The following is a 22,382-nucleotide window of genomic DNA, read 5'->3' on the forward strand; positions in this document are numbered from 1 at the left end:
TTCAATTTGACGCGGCTTCTTCGCTTCTGGAATGACACGCTCCATATCGATATGCAGCAGTCCGTTTTCCATATCGGCGGCCAGTACTTTAACGTGATCGCCCAACTGGAACTTGCGTTCAAAATTACGCTCGGAGATCCCTTTGTGCAGGTACTTGCGTTCGCTACCTTGTTTCTCTTCGGTCTCTTTCTTACCGGTAATGGTCAGCGTATTTTCCTGCACCTCAATGTTGACGTCGTCTTTGCTGAAGCCGGCAATCGCCATGGTAATGCGATATTTATCCTCACCTAACAACTCAATGTTATAAGGCGGATACGTGCTTTGTTTTTCAGCGCGGGACGCTGCATCAACCAGTGATGCCAGGTGGTCAGAACCAATGAATGAACGGTATAGTGGAGATAGATCGATATTACGCATAGTCATATCCTCAAAATTAAGCAATATGTTTTAAGTTAAGTGCCCCGAAACATCGGCGGCGGTAGTTGTCGGCCTGACTGTTCAGCGCCGACAATTACTAAATAGGGTAGGACAAAATGTTTTCAAGAGAGAAAAGTAAAAAAATTAAAAAATTATCGATAAACGGATGATTACTGACGGCGCAGCCGCCAGGCCAGCACCAGCATAGCCAGGGTTAACCCCCAAATCAGGATATCGCCAAACCGACCGTATGGTGTAATTCCTCGGGTCAGGGTGACAGGCGAACTCAGGCTTCCCACTTCAAACTGTGGCAGGCGTGACGTCACATTACCCCGGTGATCGATAAAGCCGGAAATACCATTATTGGTAGAGCGGATCACCGGACGTCCGAATTCCAGTGCGCGTACCCGGGCAATCTCCATGTGCTGTGCCGGACCATGAGAGTTACCAAACCAGGCATCATTACTCAGGGTGATAATGGCGTCGGTGTCGTTATGCACATTTGCCCCGACCTGGCGAGGGAAGGCAATTTCGAAGCATAACGCGGGTGCCATGCTAACCCCGTTAGCCTGGATATTCGGCTGCTGAAAATCCCCCCGTGCGAAAGAGGACATCGGCAAATCAAAAATGGGTGCCAGCCCACGCAGCAGATCTTCGAAAGGTACGACCTCTCCAATGGGTAGCAGGTGGTGCTTGGCGTAACGGTTTGAGTGGAAATAGCGGTAGTGACCCTGCTGAGCGTCAGGCTGTTTCTTACCCAGTACAATCATGCTGTTCCAGGCATCATCATTTTCCCAGTTAAAGTTAACAATGCCTGTCACCAGCGCGCTGTTAGTTTGTGCGGCTTTTTTATCTATCTCAGCGAGGTAATCCAGCGCCAGCGGCTCTAATTTAGGCACTGCGGCTTCAGGCCAGATGATCACGTCATTGTCCCATAGCGGCTCGGTGAGAGTGCGGTATTTCTCCATGGTCGGGCCGTCCTGTTCAGGCACCCAGCGCAGGCTTTGCGCAATATTGCCCTGCACCATGGCCATCGAGATGCTGCGCTCCGGCGTGACCCAACTGTACGTTGAGGCAACCCAGCCACTGACATACGCGATAGCGATAGCCAGACCTGCCCGCAGCAGGGCTGCTCTGGTGTGGGCCAGCGCCAATGCGGCGCCCAGACAGACCAGCAGGGCGCTGATACCTGTTTCACCCAGTATCGGAAACCAGCCTGCCAGAGGACTGTCGATTTGGCTGTAGCCCAGCGACAGCCAGGGAAAGCCAGAAAACACCCAGCTTCGTAACCATTCACTCAACGTCCAGAAAAACGGCAGTGCCAGTGGCATAAGGTGAGCAGGGAACAGCCGCCGGGTAAGATAGAACGCCAGTGCCGGATACAGTGACAGATAAGCACAAAGTAGAGCCATCATGCCGACCGAGCCAATCAGTGGCAGGCCGCCATAATCAGCAATACTGACGTGGACCCAGCTGATCCCCGCGCCAAACCAGCCAAGCCCGAAAACCCAGCCGGTCAAAAAACCACGATGTTCAGTGCGGTGTAATTGTCTGACAGCAATGGCACAGGCCAGGATCGTGACCGGCCATACGCCAAATGGCGCAAACGCGAACGTCAGGCTGGCGCCAGCCAGCAATAATAATCCGTAATGTATGAGAGACGACAGGGGAAATTACTCCAGAGCTGGGACCGTGACTTTTAACTGCACCAGACGGCGCTTGTCGGAATGGGTAATCTTAAACTGAATATCATCAATGGTAATTTCATCATTGGTAGCCGGCATATGACCAAAGGCTTTGAGCACGATGCCGCCAATGGTGTCCGCTTCTTCTTCACTGAATGTGGTTTCAAAGAAACTGTTGAACTCGTCCACCGGGGTCAGAGCTTTAACGGAGTAGGTGTATTTATTCAGCGGGCGAATATCATCGGTGCCATCTTCTTCGGTGTCATATTCGTCCTCAATCTCACCAACGATAATTTCCAGAATATCTTCAATGGTCACCAGACCCGATACACCGCCATATTCATCAACCACAATGGCCATATGATAGCGCTGCTGCCGGAATTCTTTAAGCAGTACATCAACCCGTTTACTTTCCGGCACAATCACTGCCGGCCGCAGGATCTCACGTAAGGAAAATTCTTTCTCAGCATTAAAGGCATAACTGAGCAGATCTTTGGCCAGCAGGATCCCCTCAATGTGATCTTTATCTTCACTAATGACCGGAAACCGGGAGTGGGCAGACTCGAGCATCACGGGCAGGAATTCTTCTACCTTCTGGTTGATGTCAATGGTAGACATCTGCGCCCGGGGGATCATGATATCCCGCACTTTCATTTCGTTAACGCCGATAACGCCTTCGATCATTTCGCGGGTTTGCGGATCGATCACCTCGCGCTGTTCAGCGTCACTGATGACTTCAACCAGTTCATCCTTGCTTTGCGGCTCTCCGGAGAAAGACAACTTTATTTTGTCAAACCAACTTTTACCCGAAGAGCCGTTGGTAGAGTGGGGATTATCGTCGCTCATAAATTCCATAATTTCGATAAACAGAAAAGAAAACTTAATGCTCTTGATACGGATCGTCAATGCCTAAGCGGGACAAAATCGCAATTTCCAGCGCCTCCATTTCTTGTGCTTCAGCATCAGTGATGTGATCAAAGCCCATCAGGTGTAGCACGCCATGTACGATCATGTGCGTATAATGATCAGAAACCGCCTTGTTTTGCTCGCGGGCTTCTTTGCAAATTACCGGTACACAGACCACCAGGTCGCCAAGTAAATTCAGCTCGATACCCGGCGGCGCCTCAAACGGGAATGACAAAACATTGGTAGGATAGTGCTTATCACGGTAATCGCCGTTGAGCGTGGCAGACTCTTCTTCACCGACAAATCGGACGGTCACTTCCTGTGTACCCATTTTCTGATGCGCAAGGACACGTGATACCCAGTATGCGATATCCTCTTCAGAAGGCAGCGATGCGACAAGTTGTGCATCGCCGTCAAAAGCCTGCTGGTAATCTACCAGGGCAGTGGGGGAAGCGTCCGTCACGACGGCGTTTCACCCTCAGGACCGGCTGGCTTGCCGCCGTCTTTGGCCTGCGCTTTTTTCTCATCGCTTCGTTGCTTACGCTGGGTTTCCTGCTCCGCGTCATGCTGCTCATAAGCCTGCACAATACGCGCAACGACGGGGTGTCGAACGACATCGCCGGCGGCAAAGAAGTTAAATGACAAGTCAGACACATCACTGAGCACATCAATCGCATGACGCAGACCAGAGCGCGCGCCGCGCGGTAAGTCAATCTGCGTGATATCGCCAGTAATCACAGCTTTGGAATTAAAGCCAATGCGGGTTAAGAACATTTTCATTTGCTCAACCGTGGTGTTCTGGCTTTCATCCAGAATGATAAACGCATCGTTAAGCGTACGTCCGCGCATGTAGGCCAATGGCGCCACTTCAATCACATTGCGCTCCATCAGCTTTTCGACTTTTTCAAAGCCAAGCATTTCAAACAGAGCGTCGTACAGCGGGCGCAGGTAAGGGTCAACCTTCTGTGACAGGTCGCCAGGCAGGAAACCCAGCTTTTCGCCTGCCTCAACGGCAGGACGGGTCAGCAGTATACGGCGTACTTCCTGACGTTCCAGTGCATCCACCGCACACGCCACTGCCAGGTAGGTTTTACCGGTACCGGCCGGACCAATACCAAAGCTGATATCGTGATTGACGATATTGCTGACGTATTTCGCCTGATTGCCGTTGCGCGGCTTAATCACACCACGCTTAGTGCGTATATTCGCCTCTTTGCCGTAATGCGTCGGCTCATCCTGCTCCAGTGTGCGTGCTTCCTGAATCGCCAGGTGGATCTGCTCGGGTTCGAGCACCGGAATGATGCCTTTCACCGGCTGCGTCTCGATATACAACAGTTTAAGCAGTTCCGATGCACCATTGGTCTGCTGGGGTTCACCCAGCACTTTGAACATGTTGTTCCGATAGGTGATCTCCACCCCCAGGCGGCGCTCTATTTGTTTGATGTTTTCATCAAACGGCCCGCACAGGCTGGATAACCGGCGGTTGTCTTCGGGTTCCAGTACGAATTCGCTACTTACCACTTTACTCAAACTGTTGTTTTCCTCGCTATTGCTTAACTATCGTTACTGAGCGGGAGTAAACTGACCCACGCCCAGCGCGTCGGGCTGACTGCCCTGATGTTTATTCATAATAGATTGGGGCGAAACCGCAACACGCAAGCCCATATCCTGTTCGCGGCGCAGCACATTGCCACGCAGTGAGTTGGTGAATACATCAGTGACGACGACATCCACAAACTCGCCAATCATGTCCGGACTGCCTTCAAAATTAACCACGCGGTTATTTTCAGTACGACCGCTCAGTTCCATCGGATTCTTCTTTGACGGCCCCTCGACCAGAATACGCTGCTCGGTATCCAGCATGTTGCGGGCGATTTGCTGTGACTGCTGATTTAAGCGTTGCTGCAGTAGATGCAGGCGCTGCTTTTTGGTCTCATCGTCCACGTCATCTACCGCATCGGCTGCCGGCGTACCGGGGCGGGCACTGTAAATGAAACTGAAGCTAAGATCGAAGTTGACCGCCTGAATTAAGTCCATGGTGGCTTCAAAATCAGCGTCGGTTTCACCGGGAAAGCCAATAATGAAGTCTGAGGACATACTAATGTTCGGGCGAACTTTCTTCAGCTTGCGGATTTTTGACTTGTACTCAATGGCTGTATGACCGCGCTTCATCAGGTTCAGAACCCGGTCTGAACCGCTTTGCACCGGCAGGTGAAGGTGATCAACCAGCTCAGGAATAGAAGTGTAGGCGTCAATGATATCGTCTGTAAATTCGACCGGGTGTGAGGTGGTATAGCGAATGCGGTCGATGCCATCAATGGCCGCCACCAGTTCCAGTAATTCAGCAAACCGGCACTCGGTGCCATCAAAATTATCGCCGCGATAGGCGTTGACGTTCTGGCCCAGCAGGTTGACTTCACGTACGCCCTGGCCCGCTAACTGCGCCACTTCTAACAGTACATCATCGACCGGACGGCTGACTTCCTCACCACGGGTGTAAGGTACCACACAGAAGGTGCAGTACTTCGAGCACCCCTCCATGATGGAGACAAATGCAGTGGGACCTTCCGCGCGAGGCTCAGGCAGACGGTCAAATTTTTCAATTTCAGGGAAGCTGACATCTACCACCGAGCGTGCGCCACCCTGCAACTGATTAATCATTTCGGGCAGGCGGTGCAGGGTTTGCGGTCCGAATACCAGGTCAACAAACGGCGCACGCTGACGAATAAGCTCACCTTCCTGGGACGCGACGCAACCGCCTACGCCAATGATCAGGTCAGGGTTGGTTTGCTTTAGATTTTTCCAGCGGCCCAGTTGATGGAAGACCTTCTCCTGCGCTTTTTCCCGGATGGAACAGGTGTTAAGCAGGATCACATCGGCCTCTTCAGGCTCAGCAGCTTCGCTGTAGCCATGGGTCGAGTCTAGCAGGTTTGCCATCTTGTCCGAGTCGTACTCGTTCATCTGACAACCCCAGGTTTTGATATACAGCTTCTTAGTCATAGCAAGTAGTTGATAACCCGTAATTAATTGAAGTATGCTCGGTTAACGCCAGCGATTTACATGTGCAGTCAGTACGACAACGTGGCACGACGCTGGGTTCCATACCCGTTCAGTGTCGAAAATAGCCGCACATTTTACCTTTTCTGCTCCGCTTTGCCCAGTCACTCGTAGCATTCATAGTCAGAAATCCAGTTGCCTGGCGTTAGCGCGCATTACAACCGGGCAGGTAACTGCATTGCATCGTCGTGTCTGACCATGACTTTTAGCGCAGCTAACCGCATAATGGCAGGCGCAGGCGCGTCGTTAACCAGAGCGCTGTCTGCGATTTGATAGGAGCTTTCATGTTCGATTTTTGTATTAATGGTGGTGGTATGGTGGGCTCAGCACTGGCGCTGGGGCTGGCGCAGCAGGGCTACCATATCGCGGTGATTGAGCCTGTCACCCCCATGGCGTTTTCAGCAGAGCAGGGACCGGATTTACGGGTGTCGGCCATCAGTCATGCATCCGTCACACTCTTAAAAGCGCTGGGAGCCTGGTCGGCTATTGAACGCATGCGACTTAAACCTTATACCGCGTTATCCGTGTGGGAAACTGCCGACGTCACAACCTTTTCAGCCGACATGGCCAACATCGATACGCTGGGCTATTTTGTAGAAAATCGTTTACTGCAGCTAGGCTGTATGCAGGCACTCAAAGGGTTTGAAAATGTCACCTGGCTGTCAGATAAAACTATCAGGCATATTGCGCAAAACGAGGACGGGGCATCGCTTACACTGGATAACGACGAATGCCTTGACTGTCGGTACCTGATCGGCGCGGATGGCGCTGCTTCGCAGGTACGTAGTGCCGCTAACATTGGTACCAGTGGCTGGCAGTACGGGCAGCAGGCGATGGGGATCGTTATAGAACTGGAACAAGACAGTGGCAGCGAAACCTGGCAGCAGTTCACGCCAGACGGGCCCAGAGCCTTCTTGCCGATGTACGGCAACATGGCCTCGCTTATCTGGTATGACTCACCACAAGTACTAAACAGGATAAAGGGGTTAAGCGACAGCGAATTAAAGGCACAGATTCGTGACCATTTCCCGGCTAAACTCAACGAGCAGGCGGCAGAATTTACCATCAGGGGCAAGGCAGCCTTTCCGCTAAGCCGGTCTCATGCCAGTGCATATGTCGCTGCGCCGTATATTTTAATTGGAGATGCGGCCCATACCATCAATCCGCTGGCCGGACAGGGGGTTAATCTGGGCTTTAAAGACGTGGAAACGTTGCTTGCCGTGACGGCTGACAAGCCGGATTTGAATATACCTGATTTTGCTTCGCAGCTTCGTCAGCGCTATGAGATACCGCGCCGGCGCGAAAACCTGCAGATGATGACCGCGATGGATGGCTTTTATCTCTTGTTTAGCAATAATATCGGCCCCATCAAATGGATAAGAAATCAGTTATTGTCAGCAACCGAGCATTTTGAACTGGGTAAGCGCTCGGTGCTTAAATACGCGTTAGGAATGAACGAATGGAAGTTTTAATCATACTGGCGGTACTGTTTATCAGCCTGGCAGTTATTGTGCCGCTGCTGGAACGCTCGAAAATGCGTATCAGTAATGAAGATGCCGCGAAATGGGCGAAGTGGATCTGGCCATTGATGGGAATTCTACTTGTCGCCCAACTGGTTCGTATGCTGCTCGGTGGATGAAGTGTCTGGCCACGGACTTTGAAGATCCAGCAGCACTTTGTCGATCATGATCGTGGTATCAACCAGATCATCATGGGTGCTGGCAAAGGTGCGCAGTCCGACAAACTGGTTTTGTAGCCACTTGGCCAGGAGGTCTCGTCTGACCGGGTAAGAGAGACGATCCTGCGCGCTTAGCGCATCAACAACACTGCAAAAGCCTGCCTGAAGTTTTTGCATTCCCTGTTCAATGGTCTGGCGGGATGCGGCAGGCAATGTGTCTATCTCCGCGAGTGACTTTACCAGCAAACACTGCCTTTTATAACGGTGGGCTGACGAGGTCGTGATACTGTCGACGAAAAACGCTCTCAATGCCGCTAAAGGGTTTTCAGCGTCAGCCACGCTACGCAACGTTGCCTGCATGTGTTTCACATAGTCCCCAAGCACTCGTTCGAAAAGCGCATCTTTGCTGCGAAACCGCGCATAAACACTGCCTGGCCGGAGGTCCAGCCTGGCCTGTATATCGCGCATACCCGTTGCGTTAAAGCCACGTTGCCAGAATAAATCTGTGGCTTTTTCGACCAGTCTGTCGCTCTCGTATTGCAAAACGTTATTCCTTATAAAAGTTTGTTTTGAACACTTGTTCAATTGATCTTGAACGAGCGTTCAAGCGTTCATATGTTTAAAGCGTCGTAAACGAAATCACTACAACAGGAGATAAGTATGACAGACTTTACTTTACACGATAAATCAAGCGCACCGGAAGAGTCCAAGTCGTTGCTTGAAAAATCAGAACAGGCATTTGGCATGATTCCGAACCTTCATGCTGTGATGGCGGAAGCACCGACCCTGCTAGATGGCTATCAGCAATTGCACGAACTGGCGCAGAAAACGTCATTCAATGCTGACGAACTGACGGTTGTCTGGCAAACGATTAATGTAGAACATGCCTGTCATTACTGTGTGCCGGCACATACTGGCATAGCGAAAAGCATGAACGTCGATGATGCACTTATTGAAGCGTTGAGAAATGATGAAAAACTCACCGACGAGAAGCTTAATACACTAAAAAACACGACCCTTGCATTAGTGCGCAATCGCGGCCACCTTGATGCCTCCGAGAAAGACGCATTCTTCAGCGCCGGGTACGACAAGCAAAACTTACTTGAGATTGTACTTATCCTGTCTCAGAAAGTGATGAGTAACTATGTCAATCACTTTGCTGAGACCCCCGTCGATGAGTCATTTAAAAAGTTTGAGTGGCACAAATAATACAGGGTAGTGCTTAAGCGGTGAGGCGTGTTATCGCCTCACCGGTTACCAGATCCCTTTCTCTGTTTTGCCCTGGATCTCACAGTCACCGCGCTTGTATTCGGGGCGTTCACCACGTTGGTGCTTGGTAAAATAATCTTTGCTTATCGCCACTATCGTGGGCGTTAACCAGATGATGGCAACAATATTAATCACTGTCATCAGCCCCAGTGCCATATCGGCCATAGCCCATACCTCTGGCAGCGCCGCCTGTGCTCCCCAGAAAATCATGGCCAGATAGCCAACGGTATAGGCCGCACGACCAGGCCGGTTGTCCAGTTTAAAAATATGAAGGTTACTTTCGCCGTAGGCATAGTTCGCTACGACTGACGTAAAGGCAAACAGGCAAATGGCAGCGGCCACAAAATCACTGCCACCGTCGCCAAGGTGAGAGACCATAGACTCCTGAGTAAGGCGGATCCCTTCCATTTGATCAGACGACGAACCGCCTGCCAGCAGAATAACAAACGCTGTGGCCGTACATAAAATCATGGTATCCAGAAACACGCCGAGCATTTGTATGTAACCCTGGGATACCGGGTGATTAGGATTTGGCGTGGCAGCCGCTGCAGCGTGTGGGACTGAGCCTGAACCGGCTTCATTAGAGTACAGACCTCGCTGGATCCCGTTTTTAATGGCAGCGCCCAATGCGCCGGCACCGGCCTCCTGTAAACCGAAGGCTGACTGGATAATGTCCATCAGCATACCGGGTACCGCATCAGCATTCATCAGCGTGATCACCAGTGCGACGGCCACGTAGCCAAAACCCATAAAGGGGACGATGTATTCCGCAAAGCGTGCAATACCGCGCAGACCACCAACGACAATGAGTGCCGCCAGTACAATGATGACAAGGCCGGACCAGGTCGTCGGGAACTGGTAGGCATTGTTCAGCGCATCGGTAATAGTATTGGCCTGAACTGCACTGAATACAAAGCCGTAGCCTAAAAACAGACACAACGAAAAGAGAACTGCCAGCCAGCGCTTATTGAGTCCCTGCTTAATGTAGTACGCAGGTCCGCCACGAAACTCGCCGCGATCGTCCCGTACTTTATACAGTTGGCCCAGCACGCTCTCAGCGAAGCCTGTCGCCATTCCCAGCAGGGCAATCATCCACATCCAGAAAATTGCGCCAGCGCCGCCCAGTGAAATGGCCACCGCCACACCGGCAAGATTTCCGGTGCCAACCCGGGCTGAGAGGCTGGTGCACAACGCCTGAAAGGAACTGATCCCGTCTTTCGTCGAGGCAGTGCTGCTCTTCAGCAGGCCGAACATGTGGAAGAAGTGCCTGAATTGTACGCCACCGAGTCGATAGGTAAACCAGCACCCGCACACAATGAGCATTAGGATAAGTACCTGGCCGTCGCCCCAAAGTACATTATTAATGGCTGAAACTAACTCATTAATCACGCTATATCCTTGATTATAATTATGTTTATTGAGCTGTGCGCGCGACTGGGCGCGAGCGCAAAATCCATAGTACCAGTTATGTAGCCGTATGGAAGGCCAGAAGCTCGAGATTAAGCAGTAAAAACCTGCAACTTACCGTAGTAAGGCGGACTGTGTGCTGTAAGGAAAGCGTCAGAGACAAAAAAACCGGCACTGGGCCGGTTTATGTATATGGCTGGGGTAGCAGGACTCGAACCTGCGAATGACGGGATCAAAACCCGCTGCCTTACCAACTTGGCTATACCCCAAGTGGCAACCGCGTTGAAAACGCAATTACTCTGGAAAAATGGCTGGGGTAGCAGGACTCGAACCTGCGAATGACGGGATCAAAACCCGCTGCCTTACCAACTTGGCTATACCCCAACGATGGTGCGGAAGGAGAGACTTGAACTCTCACGCCGTGAAGCACTGGAACCTAAATCCAGCGTGTCTACCAATTCCACCACTTCCGCATGGTTTCACACAATAAAAAACCCATAGACTGGGTTAGTGTGAAAATGGTGGCTACGGCGAGATTCGAACTTGCGACCCCATCATTATGAGTGATGTGCTCTAACCAGCTGAGCTACGTAGCCACTTAATTGTTTACTCCCTCTTGGGAAGTGGCGCGTATTATGCGGATATGCGTTGTCACCGTCAACCCCTTTTTTTACACATTTATTTAAGTGGCTAATATATAACCCGCAGGGGCTAAAAACTATGCTTATTGATGCATAAATGCCCGGTTTTAATCGTGTTTAGCAGCAATTTCCTCGACTTCAGTCTGGTAGTAACAAACGTCAATCATCCGCGGTGTGAGTGACGTGTCGTGGTAAAACGGATTAACTAAAGTACGCGAAATTGAGACTTTCTTCTGATAATCAGGGTGAGAGGCCTGCTGTACACGAAAACGACGCTGCTCGCTGGCGGCAAGTGAGTCGCCAGTGGTTGCCGAGACAATCAGGCTGTCCGAGCCTGGCGAGGCGAGTACGCCGCCTGCCTCACGTTCGCCGCGTGGCAGCATTTGCAGGTGCTCCATTCCGGACAAAACCTTACCTATGACTGACATATTTTTATCCAGGTGGCGCGGTGCCTGGCCAAGGACAATATAAAACTCAGTAGTCGCACTGTCTTTATCATTGTTGCGAGCAAATGCAACGGCGCCCGGACAGTGAAGCAGCCACTGTTGATTGGCTTTTGTATCGCGTCCAGCAGGGATGCCGTTAATAAATCCGGTTTGCGGGGCATGTACTGCATTGGGCTCAACCAGGAGGAAGGACCTAGTCACAGGCGATACAAACTCCGCACCAAGGGAGGACTTATCCGGACCATCCTGGCTTTCCATGTTACTCCCCGCCTGGGCGACGAAACCGTCAATGACCCTGTAAAAATATTTATCATTGTAGTAACCATTATTCACCAGCGCGGTAAAGCGCGCTTTGTGTGCTGGCGCAATGGCACTACTTAACATGATCACCACCTCACCGAACCGGGTGTTAAGGTGTACCAGGTCTTCTGGCGGAGGCGTGTACCACTGCGCGTCATTTGTTTCTGAGTAGACAGGCGTAGTCAGCAGGGCAAGAAGCAGCAATAGGTAACGGTAGGGCATTGAAACCAGCCTTAAATTTGTCAAGTGAGTGCAATAGGTAATGGTATACGCCGCGAGCGAATCATTGCGATTTCACGCTACTATGTTATCGGTATCAAAGACACATATAACGTTATGAGCAGACTTTGTGCAATACCAGATGTGTGGGTAAAACGCTCAAATAAGCAGGGGAATATATAAAAAAGCCCTGCAGTGATCTGCAGGGCTTGGTGTAACGTGACTGGCTGACTAAACGTTAAAGCGGAAGTGAATCACGTCGCCGTCTTTGACGATGTATTCCTTGCCTTCCAGACGCCATTTACCGGCATCCTTAGCACCCTGTTCACCGTTGAACTCGACGAAGTCGTCATAGCTGACCACTTCGGCGCGGATAAAACCTTTTTCAAAATCGGTATGAATTTTACCGGCCGCCTGCGGGGCGGTGGAGCCTTCCGGATAGGTCCAGGCGCGCACTTCTTTAACGCCGGCAGTAAAATACGTCTGCAGGTTAAGCAGGTTGTAACCGGCACGGATAACGCGGTTCAAGCCAGGCTCTTCCAGCCCCATATCCTGCATGAACTCTTCTTTTTCATCGTCATCCAGTTCGGCAATTTCCGACTCAATCGATGCGCAGACCGCAACCACCACAGCATTTTCGCCTTCAGCAATCGCCTTAACTTCATCCAGATAGGGATTATCATCAAAGCCGTCTTCGTTAACGTTGGCAATGTACATGGTGGGCTTCAGCGTCAGCATGTTCATGTGCGCGATTGCCGCTTTTTCTTCTTTGGAGAGTTCCAGAGAGCGCAGCAACTGGCCTTCGTCCAGGTGCGGTTTAATCTTTTGCAGCACTTTTAGTTCGGCTTTGGCATCACCGTCGCCACCTTTAGCGCGTTTACCGACGCGGATCAGGGCTTTTTCGGTGGTTTCCAGGTCGGCCAGCGCCAGCTCGGTATTGATAACATCAATATCATCCTGCGGGCTCACTTTGCCAGACACGTGTACAATGTTGTCATTGTTAAAACAACGCACAACATGACCAATAGCATCGGTTTCACGGATGTTAGCCAGGAACTTGTTGCCCAGACCTTCACCTTTTGAGGCGCCTTCAACCAGGCCGGCAATATCCACAAACTCCATGGAAGTGGGGATCACTTTCTGTGGATTAACAATGGCCGCAAGCTTGTCCAGACGCGTGTCCGGTACCGGTACCACACCGGTATTCGGCTCGATGGTACAGAACGGGAAGTTAGCTGCTTCGATACCTGCTTTGGTCAGTGCATTAAATAGCGTCGATTTACCCACATTTGGCAGGCCGACGATACCGCATTTAAAACCCATGGTGTTGGATCCTTGTCTGGTTGAGTGTCAGGCGTCGGCTTTGAAAGAATGCAGCCGGTTTTGCGCCATTTTAAGATCGTGTTTAAACAGAATACCCGTACAGCGAACCGCCTCATCAATGGCGCTGTCGATAGCCTGCTTTTCGGTTTGCGACGGCTTACCCAGTACGTGGCCGGTCACCTTACTTTTATGTCCCGGGTGGTCAATGCCAATGCGCAACCGCAGAAAATTCTTGTTATTACCCAGCTTGCTCACAATGTCTCTTACACCGTTCTGACTGGAACTGCCGCCAACTTTAAACTTGGCCACGCCTGCCGGGAGATCAAGCTCATCAAAAGCTACCAGGATCTGCTCGGGCTCAATGCGGTAAAAGTTTGCCATTGCTGCTACTGCCTGACCGCTGCGGTTCATAAAGGTAGTAGGGTAGAGCAAACGGACATCGTGACCGTCGATAGTAATACGACCGGTTTTTCCGAAAAACTTTGATTCTGGTTTGAGGTGCGTGTGATGAAAATCGGCTAGCTGGCTAAGATACCAGGCGCCTGCATTGTGACGGGTATGTTCATATTCGGGGCCCGGATTACCCAGGCCCACGATAAGACGAATATCAGCCAAGCTGATTATTCCTCAGTTTTGCCTTCTTCGCCTTCGCTGTCATCGCCAGAAGCTTCGGTGTCATCAGACCCTTCTTCTTCGTCAACTGCTGGGGCTTTAGGTGCAGGCTTAACTGTGACAACTGCCAGGTCGTGAGTTTCGTCTTCTTTAGCAAGCTCTACAGACGATACGCCTTTAGGCAGAGTGATGTCTGACAGGTGAAGGGTGTGACCCATTTCGATGTCAGCCATGTCTACTTCAATGTACTCTGGCAGATCTTTCGGCAGACAGTGAATTTCAATTTCATTCACGTGATGCTCGGCAATGCCGCCGTCATTCTTAATGGCTTCGCACTTCTCTTCATTGATGAAGTGAAGTGGTACATTAGTGTGAAGCTCTTCGCCTGCGATAACACGCTGAAAGTCAATGTGCGTGATTTTAGGCTTGTACGGGTGACGCTGCATGTCTTTAACCAGCGCTTCAACTTTCTTGCCGTCGATGTTCAGTGTAAGAACGTGCGAGTAAAACGCTTCGTAATCAGCAGAGTTGTTGATTTTGTTGTGATCAAAGGTCAGTGCTACCGGCGCTTCTTCACCGCCGTATAGAATACCAGGTACTTTGTCTTCACGACGCAGGCGGCGGCTCGCACCTTTCCCCATGTCTGTGCGGACAGTGGCATCCAAGTTATAAATTGATCCAGCCATGGACTGTCTCCAAATGTTAAGTCATTAAAATTCGTAGATTTTCGCGACCAAAAATCTACCGCTACACTGTAATCTGAGGCTCAGCTACAGCGACCCTGAATTTCAAGGGCGGCGAATTCTACCACTGTGTGCATGAGGTTACAAATGGCCGGCGTTAAAAATCTGCGAGACGCGCCAGCCACGGCCGGGTCTTAAACCGATGCGACCTGCCGCGTCAGATAGTCAGCTGAACGTATATAGAGCAAAATTCAGGAAAATGGTGGGTATAACAGGTTAAGGGGACACAATAATTAATAACAAACGTGAAGGAAATAATATGAAAGCAGCGGTTTTACTGTTAGTCAGTGCTGTTATTGCACTGCCCGCATTCGCCGATAAGCAGGCGCTGGTGGGAGGGCGTCTGATCGATGGGTACGGTCATACGCCTGTTCAGGATAGTGTTATTCTCGTGAATGACGGCGTGATTGAGCAAGTTGGCACCGTTGAAACGCTTGCTATTCCCGATGATTATGAACAGATCAGTACAGAAGGCATGGATGTGTTGCCGGGACTGTGGGAAAACCATGCACACCTGATGCTGAACGGCCATGCGGATTACAGTCATTGGCAGCCAACCTACAAAGACCGGCTGGCTGACGAAATCATGCCGGCCAGTGCTGAGCAGTTACTACTGGCGGGGATCACCAGTGCTCGGGATCTGGGTGCGCCTCTGGAGCCTTCAATAGGACTTAAGCAGGAAATTGCAGATGGTGAGCGTGCGGGACCAACGCTTTATGTGTCAGGCCCGTTTATTCAGGCCGAGCCGTATCCCGGTACCGATCATTACCGCTGGGGCGTAAAAACCAAAGAAGAGGCGAGGCAGAAGGTGAATCAACTGGCGGATGCCGGCGTCGATATCATCAAACTGATTGACCAGGACAAAATGCCGGATGGGGTGGCGCATGAAGTTGTTAACCAGGCCCACAAGCGAAACCTTAAAGTGGTCGCGCACTCGCATCGTCCTGATGAAATCCGCGTAGGTCTTGATATCGGGGTGGATAACTTTGAACACACCGGGCTAACGACGTCGCCTGGTTACCCTGACGATATCATAGAAAAACTAAAAGAGCGCACCGCCACAGGGCGGGTTGCCGGTGGTCCGCTTTTTTGGACACCCACCATTGAAGGGTTGTGGAACTACAACCTGACGGTGGCGAATCCTGAAAAGCTGGATTCGAGCTGCTGGGAACGTGGCTTAAAAGACGACACCATTGCAGATATAAAACAGTCACTGGAGGATCCCGGGAAACTGGACTACATGCAGCTTACACCACTGCGTAAACCCACACTTAAACATAAATTCGAACAGTTGCGAGAGGCGGGCGTCGTGTTACTTGTTGGTACCGACAGTGGTATCCCAACCAAATTTCATTGCCAGAGTACGTGGAATGAACTGGCGCTGTGGGTAGAAGAGTTCGGCATGGACCCCATGGATACCATTCGCGCGGCAACTTACTGGCCTGCGGTAATGATGGGGGTACAGGACAAAGTGGGAACAATTAAAGCCGGTCAGGTGGCCGATATTATCGCCGTAAAAGGCGATGTATTGCGGTATATCAATTTGTTACAGGATGTAGATATGGTGATGAAAGGCGGTACGCTGTATAAGTACGATGGCGATGTCATAGAGAGCGCGTTACCGTAGCGTGAGACTGTCTGAACGATAAAGGTGTGACATGCACACCTTTATTTATCACTGCCTGGCAAATTCAGCTTCAATTGTCACGGTAACCGCATCGCCGACTGTCGGAATGTGTTTTGTCATTCCCCAGTCAGAGCGATTCAATGTTGTCGTCGCTGAAAATCCCAGCGTGGGTTTACCGCTTAACGGCTGCAACGCCATGGCACCGTTTAACGTGACATCGAATGTGACTGGTTTAGTAACACCACGCATTGTAAGGTTCCCGGTCATACTGGCTTGACGTGCCGAATGCATCTCAATGTCGGTGGATTCAAAACGGATAACGGGGTATTGCTTAGCGTTAAACCAGCTATCACTGTTTGCCAGTTCGGCATTAAAGTCCGTTTCCTTAGGATGCGGATAGTGCGTTTCGACTGAATTTGCATCTACGGTCGCGGTGACACGGCTCTGCGAAATATCGGCGGGATCAAATGCAATACTGGCGTCAAACTCGGTAAAAAGTGCGGTGTAGTTCGACAGACCCATGTGCGAAACCTTCCATACAAGACTAGCGTGGGTTTCATCCAGCGTATAGGTGCCCTCAGGCATATCTGTAAAGTCAGATTTAGCCATAACCCAGCTGATACAGCCTGCCATTACAGATGCACAAAGTAATACAAAAGCCGTTTTTTTCATCGTCACACCCGCCCAATAATCAATTACTGTTTATAGTGCGTTTCGCGCCAACCGGATTGAAAATACGCGAACTGAACTGGATAACCGCATAGCCTGACTTTCACCATTAAAACTATAAGCGAGAATTAACAGGCTGCCGTAATTCCACCTTAACTTTTTTGGTGAGTTCAGGTGGTAGTACATCAGCAATCGGCAATAAAAACGTGATTGTTTTTGTGCGGTTTTCTAATTGTATTGTGAGTTTGCGGTGCTCAACGATAAGCGCTTTGACGTCAGCCAGTTTAAAGGTATGCCATACCGGGTAGTCATTGATTCTCAACGACCTGTCATTGACAACAATTGGGTAGCGCCCCACTTTAAAGCAATAAAAAGTCAGCGCAATTACCAGAACAGCATCCAGCAAAAGCCAGAGTGGACGTTGGTCATTCGAAAATAAATTACTCATGCTGCCTAAGATAAAAAGGCTCATTGTGTAATTAAAAAAGAAGAAAAAATTCATAACCTTCTCTGAAAACAGGGGCTGACTATCCCCGCTAAAGGTTGCACTTAGTCATAGCAGAACATAGCGCCACTTATTGATCCGAGTGCCGTAGAGCCCGTGATAAAACTGCGTCATCAATGCCTGCACCGTTTACATTGCTTAGTTCATCCATGGTTAACGGATTCATCTTAAGTTCCTTTTATGAAGGGGGTAACGTCCTGACTACCGCGTTAAATGATGACCTGCTTATCATCGAACATTTGGCAAAAGTTTTCTACTGTTCCAAAAGTCGTAATCAATTAAGACTGTTGTCACTCAACAGTCCTGACGTGCGCTGTTGCAAGGCAGGTTGTGCACACACTGGTCGTAGCCCTTGGTGAGAAATTACGGGTATATATCGTCCTAATTAGATGCCCTGTGAAAAATCTGATATATCTGCATGTAGTGGCTAACAGTAGCCAACTCGTAACCCATACAAAGTACAAAGTACAAAGACCAATATCTAACAGTGAATGCTAAAAATGCCCTCAATACTCAGGATTACCAGTTTTTTCTTTGCTGCACTTTTTATCTGTAGTGCTCAAGGAAGTGAGTTTATATCAATTGACGACAGCCGCTTTTCTGAACCGTTAACATTCAGAATAAGCCTGCCAGAAAGCTATAACAAAAAAACCGACAAGCGCTACACATTACTTTTTGATTTTCATTATTACGGACATACTTATTTAAATGGCATGCATGACTGGTTAAGTCATAATGGCGAATGGCCCTGGCCGGAAACCATCATTGTTACGCCTGTACGGGGCAATCCAGTGGGTCAGTTGTTTGATAGTAGCGGCGAACAGACACCGCTGATTGATTTTTTTGCTGAGTCACTGTTACCGAGAATCGATAAGCAGTACCGTACCAACGGCTACCGGATAATGAGCGGGTTTCGTGTTAATGCCACACTGGTGTTATCTGCCATGCTGAGCAAGCCTACGCTGTTTGATGCGTATTTTGCCGCCAGCCCGGAACTTAAAGATGACTATGCGAAGATAATGAGCACTCTCGAAAGGAAAGGGGTTCCGGAGCAAATGGCTGGTCGCTATTTACTTTATAGTCATGGTAGTAGTGTCAAAGAGCAGCATCAGTTGCAGGAGTACAGGCAACTACACAGGTTGCTACAACGTACATCCGATATTGCGATGAAGTACGATTATCGTGATTTTAGTGAACATGAATTTATGACGCTGCCTTTGTTTACCCTGTTAACTGGCATAGAAAGACTCTACGAGTTGAATCATAGCCAGGGGACAAAGGAGTAACAATTAATAATAACCTCTCTACTTAAACTGCTGGCAAATGTTCAGGCGCTTCTTTCGGCCGTCGCTCTCGTCACGTAAGTGCGCCGTCTCAAACAAGGCTGCGACGGCGCACATTTGTAGAATTAACCGACAATCTCAGAACTGTCTTTGGCATGCAGCAAGCAGCATCATCAGGGCCGGTAATAAAATAAGTATGCTCGATGGGGCAGGTATGTGCCTGACACTGCCTGTGGCGTCGGTAATAACTGAAAACTGCTGGGTACTTTCACCTGGAACGGTTACCAGCGCAGTTACGATTGCAGAAAAGTAAAATGTAAAAAGTGATCAGCACGCCAGAGCCGGCTAAACTAAACCATCCTGTCGGCGTGCTGCCCGTTTATTTATTCATTGATAACGTGTTAACGCTCACGGTTTTTCGGTTCAACCTTCGAGTCATCAACAATTTCGACACTGCTGACTTCAAATGGGGTGCCAAACTGCTGAATGGTGCGCATATTAGGGTGGGGGATGCCGGTTACTTTGGCCACCATGCCGTGCTTTTGGTACTCCACATCCAGATCCTGTAACAGAAAGCGCTGCCCGTCACTGGTAATCAGGGCATAGAAACCACCTTCAAGATCCTTGTAGGTGATGGTGCCGGTCACAGTGGTGGTTTGCATCGGCGACTGCTCCTTAATCGGCTTCTGACTGGCCAGCTCTTTAACGCGTTCGGGCACTTCTCTGGCCGACGCTTCGTCAGTTGACGCAGTTGTATCGCCTTGCTGGGAAACATTGCTGTCGGTTTGCAATTGCTGGGCCTCTGTTGTGTCAGGTGCCTCGGATTCATCATTACAGCCGGTGGCAAGCAAGCTTGTCATTATCAGCGAAGCAAGTGTTACTCGGTTCATCATGGGTAGTTCATCCGGTAAGGGTTTCGAACGAGAATAATGACAATTATCAATAATGTAAATGAATGCAGGATGAACAGAGCAGGATCAAAAAAGGGCAGCGTGACGCTGCCCTGGTGTGCAATAACGTTTTATCAGTAATCGAACATTGCCGAAATTGACTCTTCGTTACTGATGCGGCGAATGGTCTCGGCCAGCATCTCCGACAAGGTCAGTTGCTTAACCTTGTTCAGCGCCTTCATTTCTTTGCTCAGCGGGATAGAGTCGGTCACGATGATTTCATCAATCATCGAATCTTTAAGGTTGGCTACCGCATTGCCAGAGAATATGGCATGCGTTGCGTACGCATAGACATTACGCGCACCATGGGTTTTCAACGCTTCAGCGGCCTTGGCCAGAGTACCGCCAGTATCAATCATGTCATCGACAATGATGCAGTCACGGTCTTTCACATCGCCGATAATATTCATCACCTGTGCCACGTTGGCCTTGGGACGACGTTTATCGATGATAGCCAGATCGGTCTCGTTTAACAGCTTTGCGGTTGCGCGGGCGCGCACAACGCCGCCAATGTCTGGTGATACAACAACCGGGTCGGCAAAGTCACGCTGCATCATATCGGCCAGCAAGATGGGCGTACCGAAGGCGTTATCCACTGGAACATCGAAGAAGCCCTGGATCTGTTCGGCATGCAGGTCAATGGTGAGAACGCGGTCTACACCTACATTAGACAGGAAGTCTGCCACCACCTTGGCGGTAATAGGTACCCGTGCTGAGCGCACCCGGCGGTCCTGACGGGCATAGCCAAAGTATGGCATGACCGCGGTGATGCGGCCTGCAGATGCACGACGCAGGGCGTCGATCATCACTATCAGTTCCATCAGGTTATCGTTGGTGGGGGCGCACGTAGACTGGATAATAAAAACGTCCGAGCCACGGACGTTTTCATGAATTTCGACGCTTATTTCTCCGTCACTAAAACGGCCTACGCTGGCATTACCCAGCTTGGTATAGAGACGGTCGGCAACTTTCTGGGCGAGTTCTGGGACGGCGTTACCTGCAAAGAGCTTCATATCTGGCACAAGTGATTCCTCAGTGCTTTGCTAAAAGAGGTGGCTGGGGTAGCAGGACTCGAACCTGCGAATGACGGGATCAAAACCCGCTGCCTTACCAACTTGGCTATACCCCAATTTTTAATTCATGTCCGATGCGGCGATCACGTCTTGTAATTTTTGTTGTAGTGGCGAGAGGTTCACCCCTTTTGCTACAAAACTCGTCCACTCGGCGGGCAACTTTGCCTGAACCTCGCTGGCTTCGTTCTGGTCAGTAAAAGTGGCGAAAACGCACGCGCCTGTGCCCGTCATCCGCGACGGTGCGTAGTGTACCAACCAGTGTAATAAATTTGCAACTTCGGGATAATGATCACAGACAATTTGCTGGCAGTCATTGCGGGTATTTTCGAAAGAATACGACGCCCAGCTAAGCGCAGGCGTGTTTCTGGGTAGTTCGGGCAATGAGAAAACCTCGCCGGTGCTGACATGCACACCGGGATTGACCACCAGATACCAGCATGGCGCTAACGGTGCCGGCGTGAGTTCCTCCCCCACACCATTGGCAAAGGCGGTACGCCCCCGTACAAAAATCGGTACATCGGCCCCGAGTGACAAGCCAAGCTCTGCCAGCGCATCCTCGGTGAGATTGCACTGCCACAGATGATTCAGCGCCACCAGGGTGGTCGCCGCATTCGAGGAGCCGCCGCCGATACCGCCGCCCATGGGTAACTGTTTGTCCAGAAAAATACGCACGCCAGCATCGGTAGCAGCATGCGGCTTGAGTAAGCGAGCAGCGCGCACAATCAGGTTATCATCATGGGCCACACCGACAATGTGGGTGTCCAGTTGCACGGTACTTGAGCGATTTATATCAAATGCCAGCCGGTCACCATAATCAAGGATCTGAAACAGCGACTGCAACTGGTGATAGCCACTATCCAGGCGACCAAGAATGTGTAGAAACAGGTTTAATTTAGCCGGGCTGGGCCACCAGTCCCGGGACATCAGTTGAGTGTCCATTGGTCTATACGAATCTTAATTAAAATATCAGGTTGCTGGGCGCGGGTCAGGCGGATATCGTGAGGCAGCCACACCGTTTGGTTGGCAAATTGCACGTCGCCATAATTGTTATAACTGACTTGCCAGCCGTTACAATCATCACACGCTGGCCACAGGGCGCTGACCAGCCCCTTCTCGTTGAGTCGGTAGCGGTCGTCATTCTGTGGCAGCCCTTTAACCCACACCAGCAGATCTTTCAGTGGTATTGCCAGACCGGTAACAGACGCAACAAGCCGCTCGGCGTCGGTATCACGCAGCGTATCACCGTCGGCTTGTAGGGTGGCCCCGTCTTCATTCACGCGAAGATCGGCCAGTGTGATACCCAGTAAATTGGTTAATCTAAAATGAAAATTCCGACCATCGGTTTTCCAGATAACAGTGGCGCTTACCGCTTTTTGCTGGTTGCGGATCGCCATTTTTCCGCGTAGCTGCCAGCGGTTCACTTTTTCCAGAGCAGCAAGCTGCGCCGGCAGGTCTACGGTGCGCTGCGGGCCATCGGGAAGGGTGCTGCAGGCACTGAAAAACACTACCAGCAATGAAACAAAAACCAGACGGAACGTCATTGAAATCTAGCCTGCAAATGTAAAACGTCAA

The 22,382-nt window shown here is 50.5% G+C and carries 23 protein-coding genes and 5 tRNA genes; 5 read left to right on the plus strand and 23 right to left on the minus strand.

The genetic code is table 11. The features are described 5' to 3' along the window. The 6 genes from IE054_RS02680 to miaB form a co-directional block, all read right to left on the minus strand. On the minus strand, positions 1–417 hold a 417-nt coding region (locus IE054_RS02680; RefSeq protein ID WP_189403524.1), incomplete at its 3' end, for an Hsp20 family protein. A gap of 170 nt (positions 418–587) precedes the next feature. Next, positions 588–2,072 (minus strand): apolipoprotein N-acyltransferase, encoded by a 1,485-nt coding sequence (lnt, locus tag IE054_RS02685; protein ID WP_189403789.1) that lies wholly within the window; start codon positions 2,070–2,072, stop codon positions 588–590. An 18-nt stretch (positions 2,073–2,090) separates the two neighbouring features. Further along, positions 2,091–2,948 (minus strand): CNNM family magnesium/cobalt transport protein CorC, encoded by an 858-nt coding sequence (corC, locus tag IE054_RS02690; protein ID WP_189403525.1) that lies wholly within the window; start codon positions 2,946–2,948, stop codon positions 2,091–2,093. Positions 2,949–2,982: 34 nt separating this feature from the next. Continuing rightward, complete coding sequence (ybeY, locus tag IE054_RS02695; RefSeq protein ID WP_373293809.1) at positions 2,983–3,471, minus strand: rRNA maturation RNase YbeY; 489 nt, start codon at positions 3,469–3,471, stop codon at positions 2,983–2,985. Continuing rightward, the gene (locus IE054_RS02700) at positions 3,468–4,538 is read right to left on the minus strand and encodes a PhoH family protein (RefSeq protein ID WP_189403526.1); all 1,071 of its coding nucleotides are present in this window, start codon (positions 4,536–4,538) and stop codon (positions 3,468–3,470) included. The genes ybeY and IE054_RS02700 overlap by 4 nt, the downstream gene beginning before the upstream one ends. 33 nt (positions 4,539–4,571) lie before the next feature. Then, the gene (miaB, locus tag IE054_RS02705) at positions 4,572–6,008 is read right to left on the minus strand and encodes a tRNA (N6-isopentenyl adenosine(37)-C2)-methylthiotransferase MiaB (protein ID WP_189403527.1); all 1,437 of its coding nucleotides are present in this window, start codon (positions 6,006–6,008) and stop codon (positions 4,572–4,574) included. Positions 6,009–6,349: 341 nt separating this feature from the next. On the opposite strand from miaB, the gene IE054_RS02710 reads away from it, so the two are divergent. Together IE054_RS02710 and IE054_RS02715 are read left to right on the plus strand one after the other, a co-directional pair. After that, positions 6,350–7,537, plus strand: a complete 1,188-nt coding sequence (locus tag IE054_RS02710) for an FAD-dependent monooxygenase (protein ID WP_189403528.1) — start codon at positions 6,350–6,352, stop codon at positions 7,535–7,537. After that, complete coding sequence (locus tag IE054_RS02715; RefSeq protein ID WP_189403529.1) at positions 7,525–7,704, plus strand: hypothetical protein; 180 nt, start codon at positions 7,525–7,527, stop codon at positions 7,702–7,704. Before IE054_RS02710 ends, IE054_RS02715 begins: the two co-directional genes overlap by 13 nt. Here IE054_RS02715 and IE054_RS02720 read toward each other — a convergent pair. Further along, entirely contained in the window at positions 7,663–8,286 is a 624-nt protein-coding gene (locus IE054_RS02720; RefSeq protein ID WP_189403530.1) for a TetR/AcrR family transcriptional regulator, read from the minus strand. The two genes, IE054_RS02715 and IE054_RS02720, sit on opposite strands and share 42 nt — an antisense overlap. A 117-nt stretch (positions 8,287–8,403) precedes the next feature. On the opposite strand from IE054_RS02720, the gene IE054_RS02725 reads away from it, so the two are divergent. Continuing rightward, positions 8,404–8,952, plus strand: a complete 549-nt coding sequence (locus tag IE054_RS02725; RefSeq protein WP_189403531.1) for a carboxymuconolactone decarboxylase family protein — start codon at positions 8,404–8,406, stop codon at positions 8,950–8,952. 45 nt (positions 8,953–8,997) lie between these two features. Here the strand turns inward: IE054_RS02725 and IE054_RS02730 are convergent, their stop codons facing one another. From IE054_RS02730 to IE054_RS02770, 9 genes are all read right to left on the minus strand, one after another. Then, the gene (locus IE054_RS02730) at positions 8,998–10,401 is read right to left on the minus strand and encodes an alanine/glycine:cation symporter family protein (protein WP_189403532.1); all 1,404 of its coding nucleotides are present in this window, start codon (positions 10,399–10,401) and stop codon (positions 8,998–9,000) included. Positions 10,402–10,612: 211 nt separating this feature from the next. After that, positions 10,613–10,688 (minus strand) — tRNA-Gln (locus IE054_RS02735). 39 nt (positions 10,689–10,727) lie between these two features. Beyond that, a tRNA-Gln gene (locus tag IE054_RS02740) sits at positions 10,728–10,803 on the minus strand. Between the two features lie 4 nt (positions 10,804–10,807). Beyond that, positions 10,808–10,892: transfer RNA gene (locus IE054_RS02745), tRNA-Leu, on the minus strand. Between the two features lie 46 nt (positions 10,893–10,938). Continuing rightward, positions 10,939–11,015: transfer RNA gene (locus tag IE054_RS02750), tRNA-Met, on the minus strand. A 152-nt stretch (positions 11,016–11,167) separates the two neighbouring features. Further along, positions 11,168–12,028 (minus strand): peptidylprolyl isomerase, encoded by an 861-nt coding sequence (locus tag IE054_RS02755; protein WP_189403533.1) that lies wholly within the window; start codon positions 12,026–12,028, stop codon positions 11,168–11,170. Between the two features lie 228 nt (positions 12,029–12,256). Continuing rightward, positions 12,257–13,348 carry a redox-regulated ATPase YchF gene (gene ychF / locus IE054_RS02760; protein WP_189403534.1) on the minus strand — a complete coding sequence of 364 codons (1,092 nt, stop codon included), beginning with the start codon at positions 13,346–13,348 and terminating at the stop codon, positions 12,257–12,259. Between the two features lie 27 nt (positions 13,349–13,375). Continuing rightward, positions 13,376–13,963, minus strand: coding sequence for an aminoacyl-tRNA hydrolase (gene pth, locus IE054_RS02765; protein WP_189403535.1), 588 nt, complete (start codon positions 13,961–13,963; stop codon positions 13,376–13,378). 5 nt (positions 13,964–13,968) lie between these two features. Continuing rightward, entirely contained in the window at positions 13,969–14,646 is a 678-nt protein-coding gene (locus IE054_RS02770; RefSeq protein ID WP_189403536.1) for a 50S ribosomal protein L25/general stress protein Ctc, read from the minus strand. Between the two features lie 316 nt (positions 14,647–14,962). On the opposite strand from IE054_RS02770, the gene IE054_RS02775 reads away from it, so the two are divergent. Continuing rightward, positions 14,963–16,330, plus strand: a complete 1,368-nt coding sequence (locus tag IE054_RS02775; protein ID WP_189403537.1) for an amidohydrolase family protein — start codon at positions 14,963–14,965, stop codon at positions 16,328–16,330. 48 nt (positions 16,331–16,378) lie between these two features. Here IE054_RS02775 and IE054_RS02780 read toward each other — a convergent pair whose 3' ends face one another. Both IE054_RS02780 and IE054_RS02785 read right to left on the minus strand, forming a co-directional pair. Further along, complete coding sequence (locus tag IE054_RS02780; RefSeq protein WP_189403538.1) at positions 16,379–17,002, minus strand: YceI family protein; 624 nt, start codon at positions 17,000–17,002, stop codon at positions 16,379–16,381. A gap of 112 nt (positions 17,003–17,114) precedes the next feature. Next, a complete protein-coding gene (locus IE054_RS02785; RefSeq protein WP_189403539.1) occupies positions 17,115–17,501 on the minus strand; it encodes a hypothetical protein in 387 nt (128 codons plus the stop codon). 503 nt (positions 17,502–18,004) lie between these two features. Here IE054_RS02785 and IE054_RS02790 point away from each other — a divergent pair. Beyond that, the gene (locus IE054_RS02790) at positions 18,005–18,790 is read left to right on the plus strand and encodes an alpha/beta hydrolase (protein WP_189403540.1); all 786 of its coding nucleotides are present in this window, start codon (positions 18,005–18,007) and stop codon (positions 18,788–18,790) included. Between the two features lie 398 nt (positions 18,791–19,188). On the opposite strand, the gene IE054_RS02795 is transcribed toward IE054_RS02790, so the two are convergent. From IE054_RS02795 to lolB, 5 genes are all read right to left on the minus strand, one after another. Continuing rightward, complete coding sequence (locus tag IE054_RS02795; protein ID WP_189403541.1) at positions 19,189–19,680, minus strand: hypothetical protein; 492 nt, start codon at positions 19,678–19,680, stop codon at positions 19,189–19,191. Between the two features lie 131 nt (positions 19,681–19,811). Next, complete coding sequence (locus tag IE054_RS02800; protein WP_189403542.1) at positions 19,812–20,759, minus strand: ribose-phosphate pyrophosphokinase; 948 nt, start codon at positions 20,757–20,759, stop codon at positions 19,812–19,814. Positions 20,760–20,790: 31 nt separating this feature from the next. Continuing rightward, positions 20,791–20,866: transfer RNA gene (locus tag IE054_RS02805), tRNA-Gln, on the minus strand. Positions 20,867–20,870: 4 nt separating this feature from the next. Then, positions 20,871–21,749: a 4-(cytidine 5'-diphospho)-2-C-methyl-D-erythritol kinase gene (gene ispE, locus IE054_RS02810; protein ID WP_189403543.1), complete on the minus strand. Its 879-nt coding sequence runs from the start codon at positions 21,747–21,749 to the stop codon at positions 20,871–20,873. Then, entirely contained in the window at positions 21,734–22,351 is a 618-nt protein-coding gene (gene lolB, locus IE054_RS02815; protein ID WP_189403544.1) for a lipoprotein insertase outer membrane protein LolB, read from the minus strand. The genes ispE and lolB overlap by 16 nt, the downstream gene beginning before the upstream one ends. Positions 22,352–22,382: the final 31 nt, after the last annotated feature.

Origin of the sequence: Alteromonas halophila, assembly GCF_014651815.1 — a bacterium.
Classification (GTDB): Bacteria; Pseudomonadota; Gammaproteobacteria; order Enterobacterales; family Alteromonadaceae; genus Alteromonas; species Alteromonas halophila.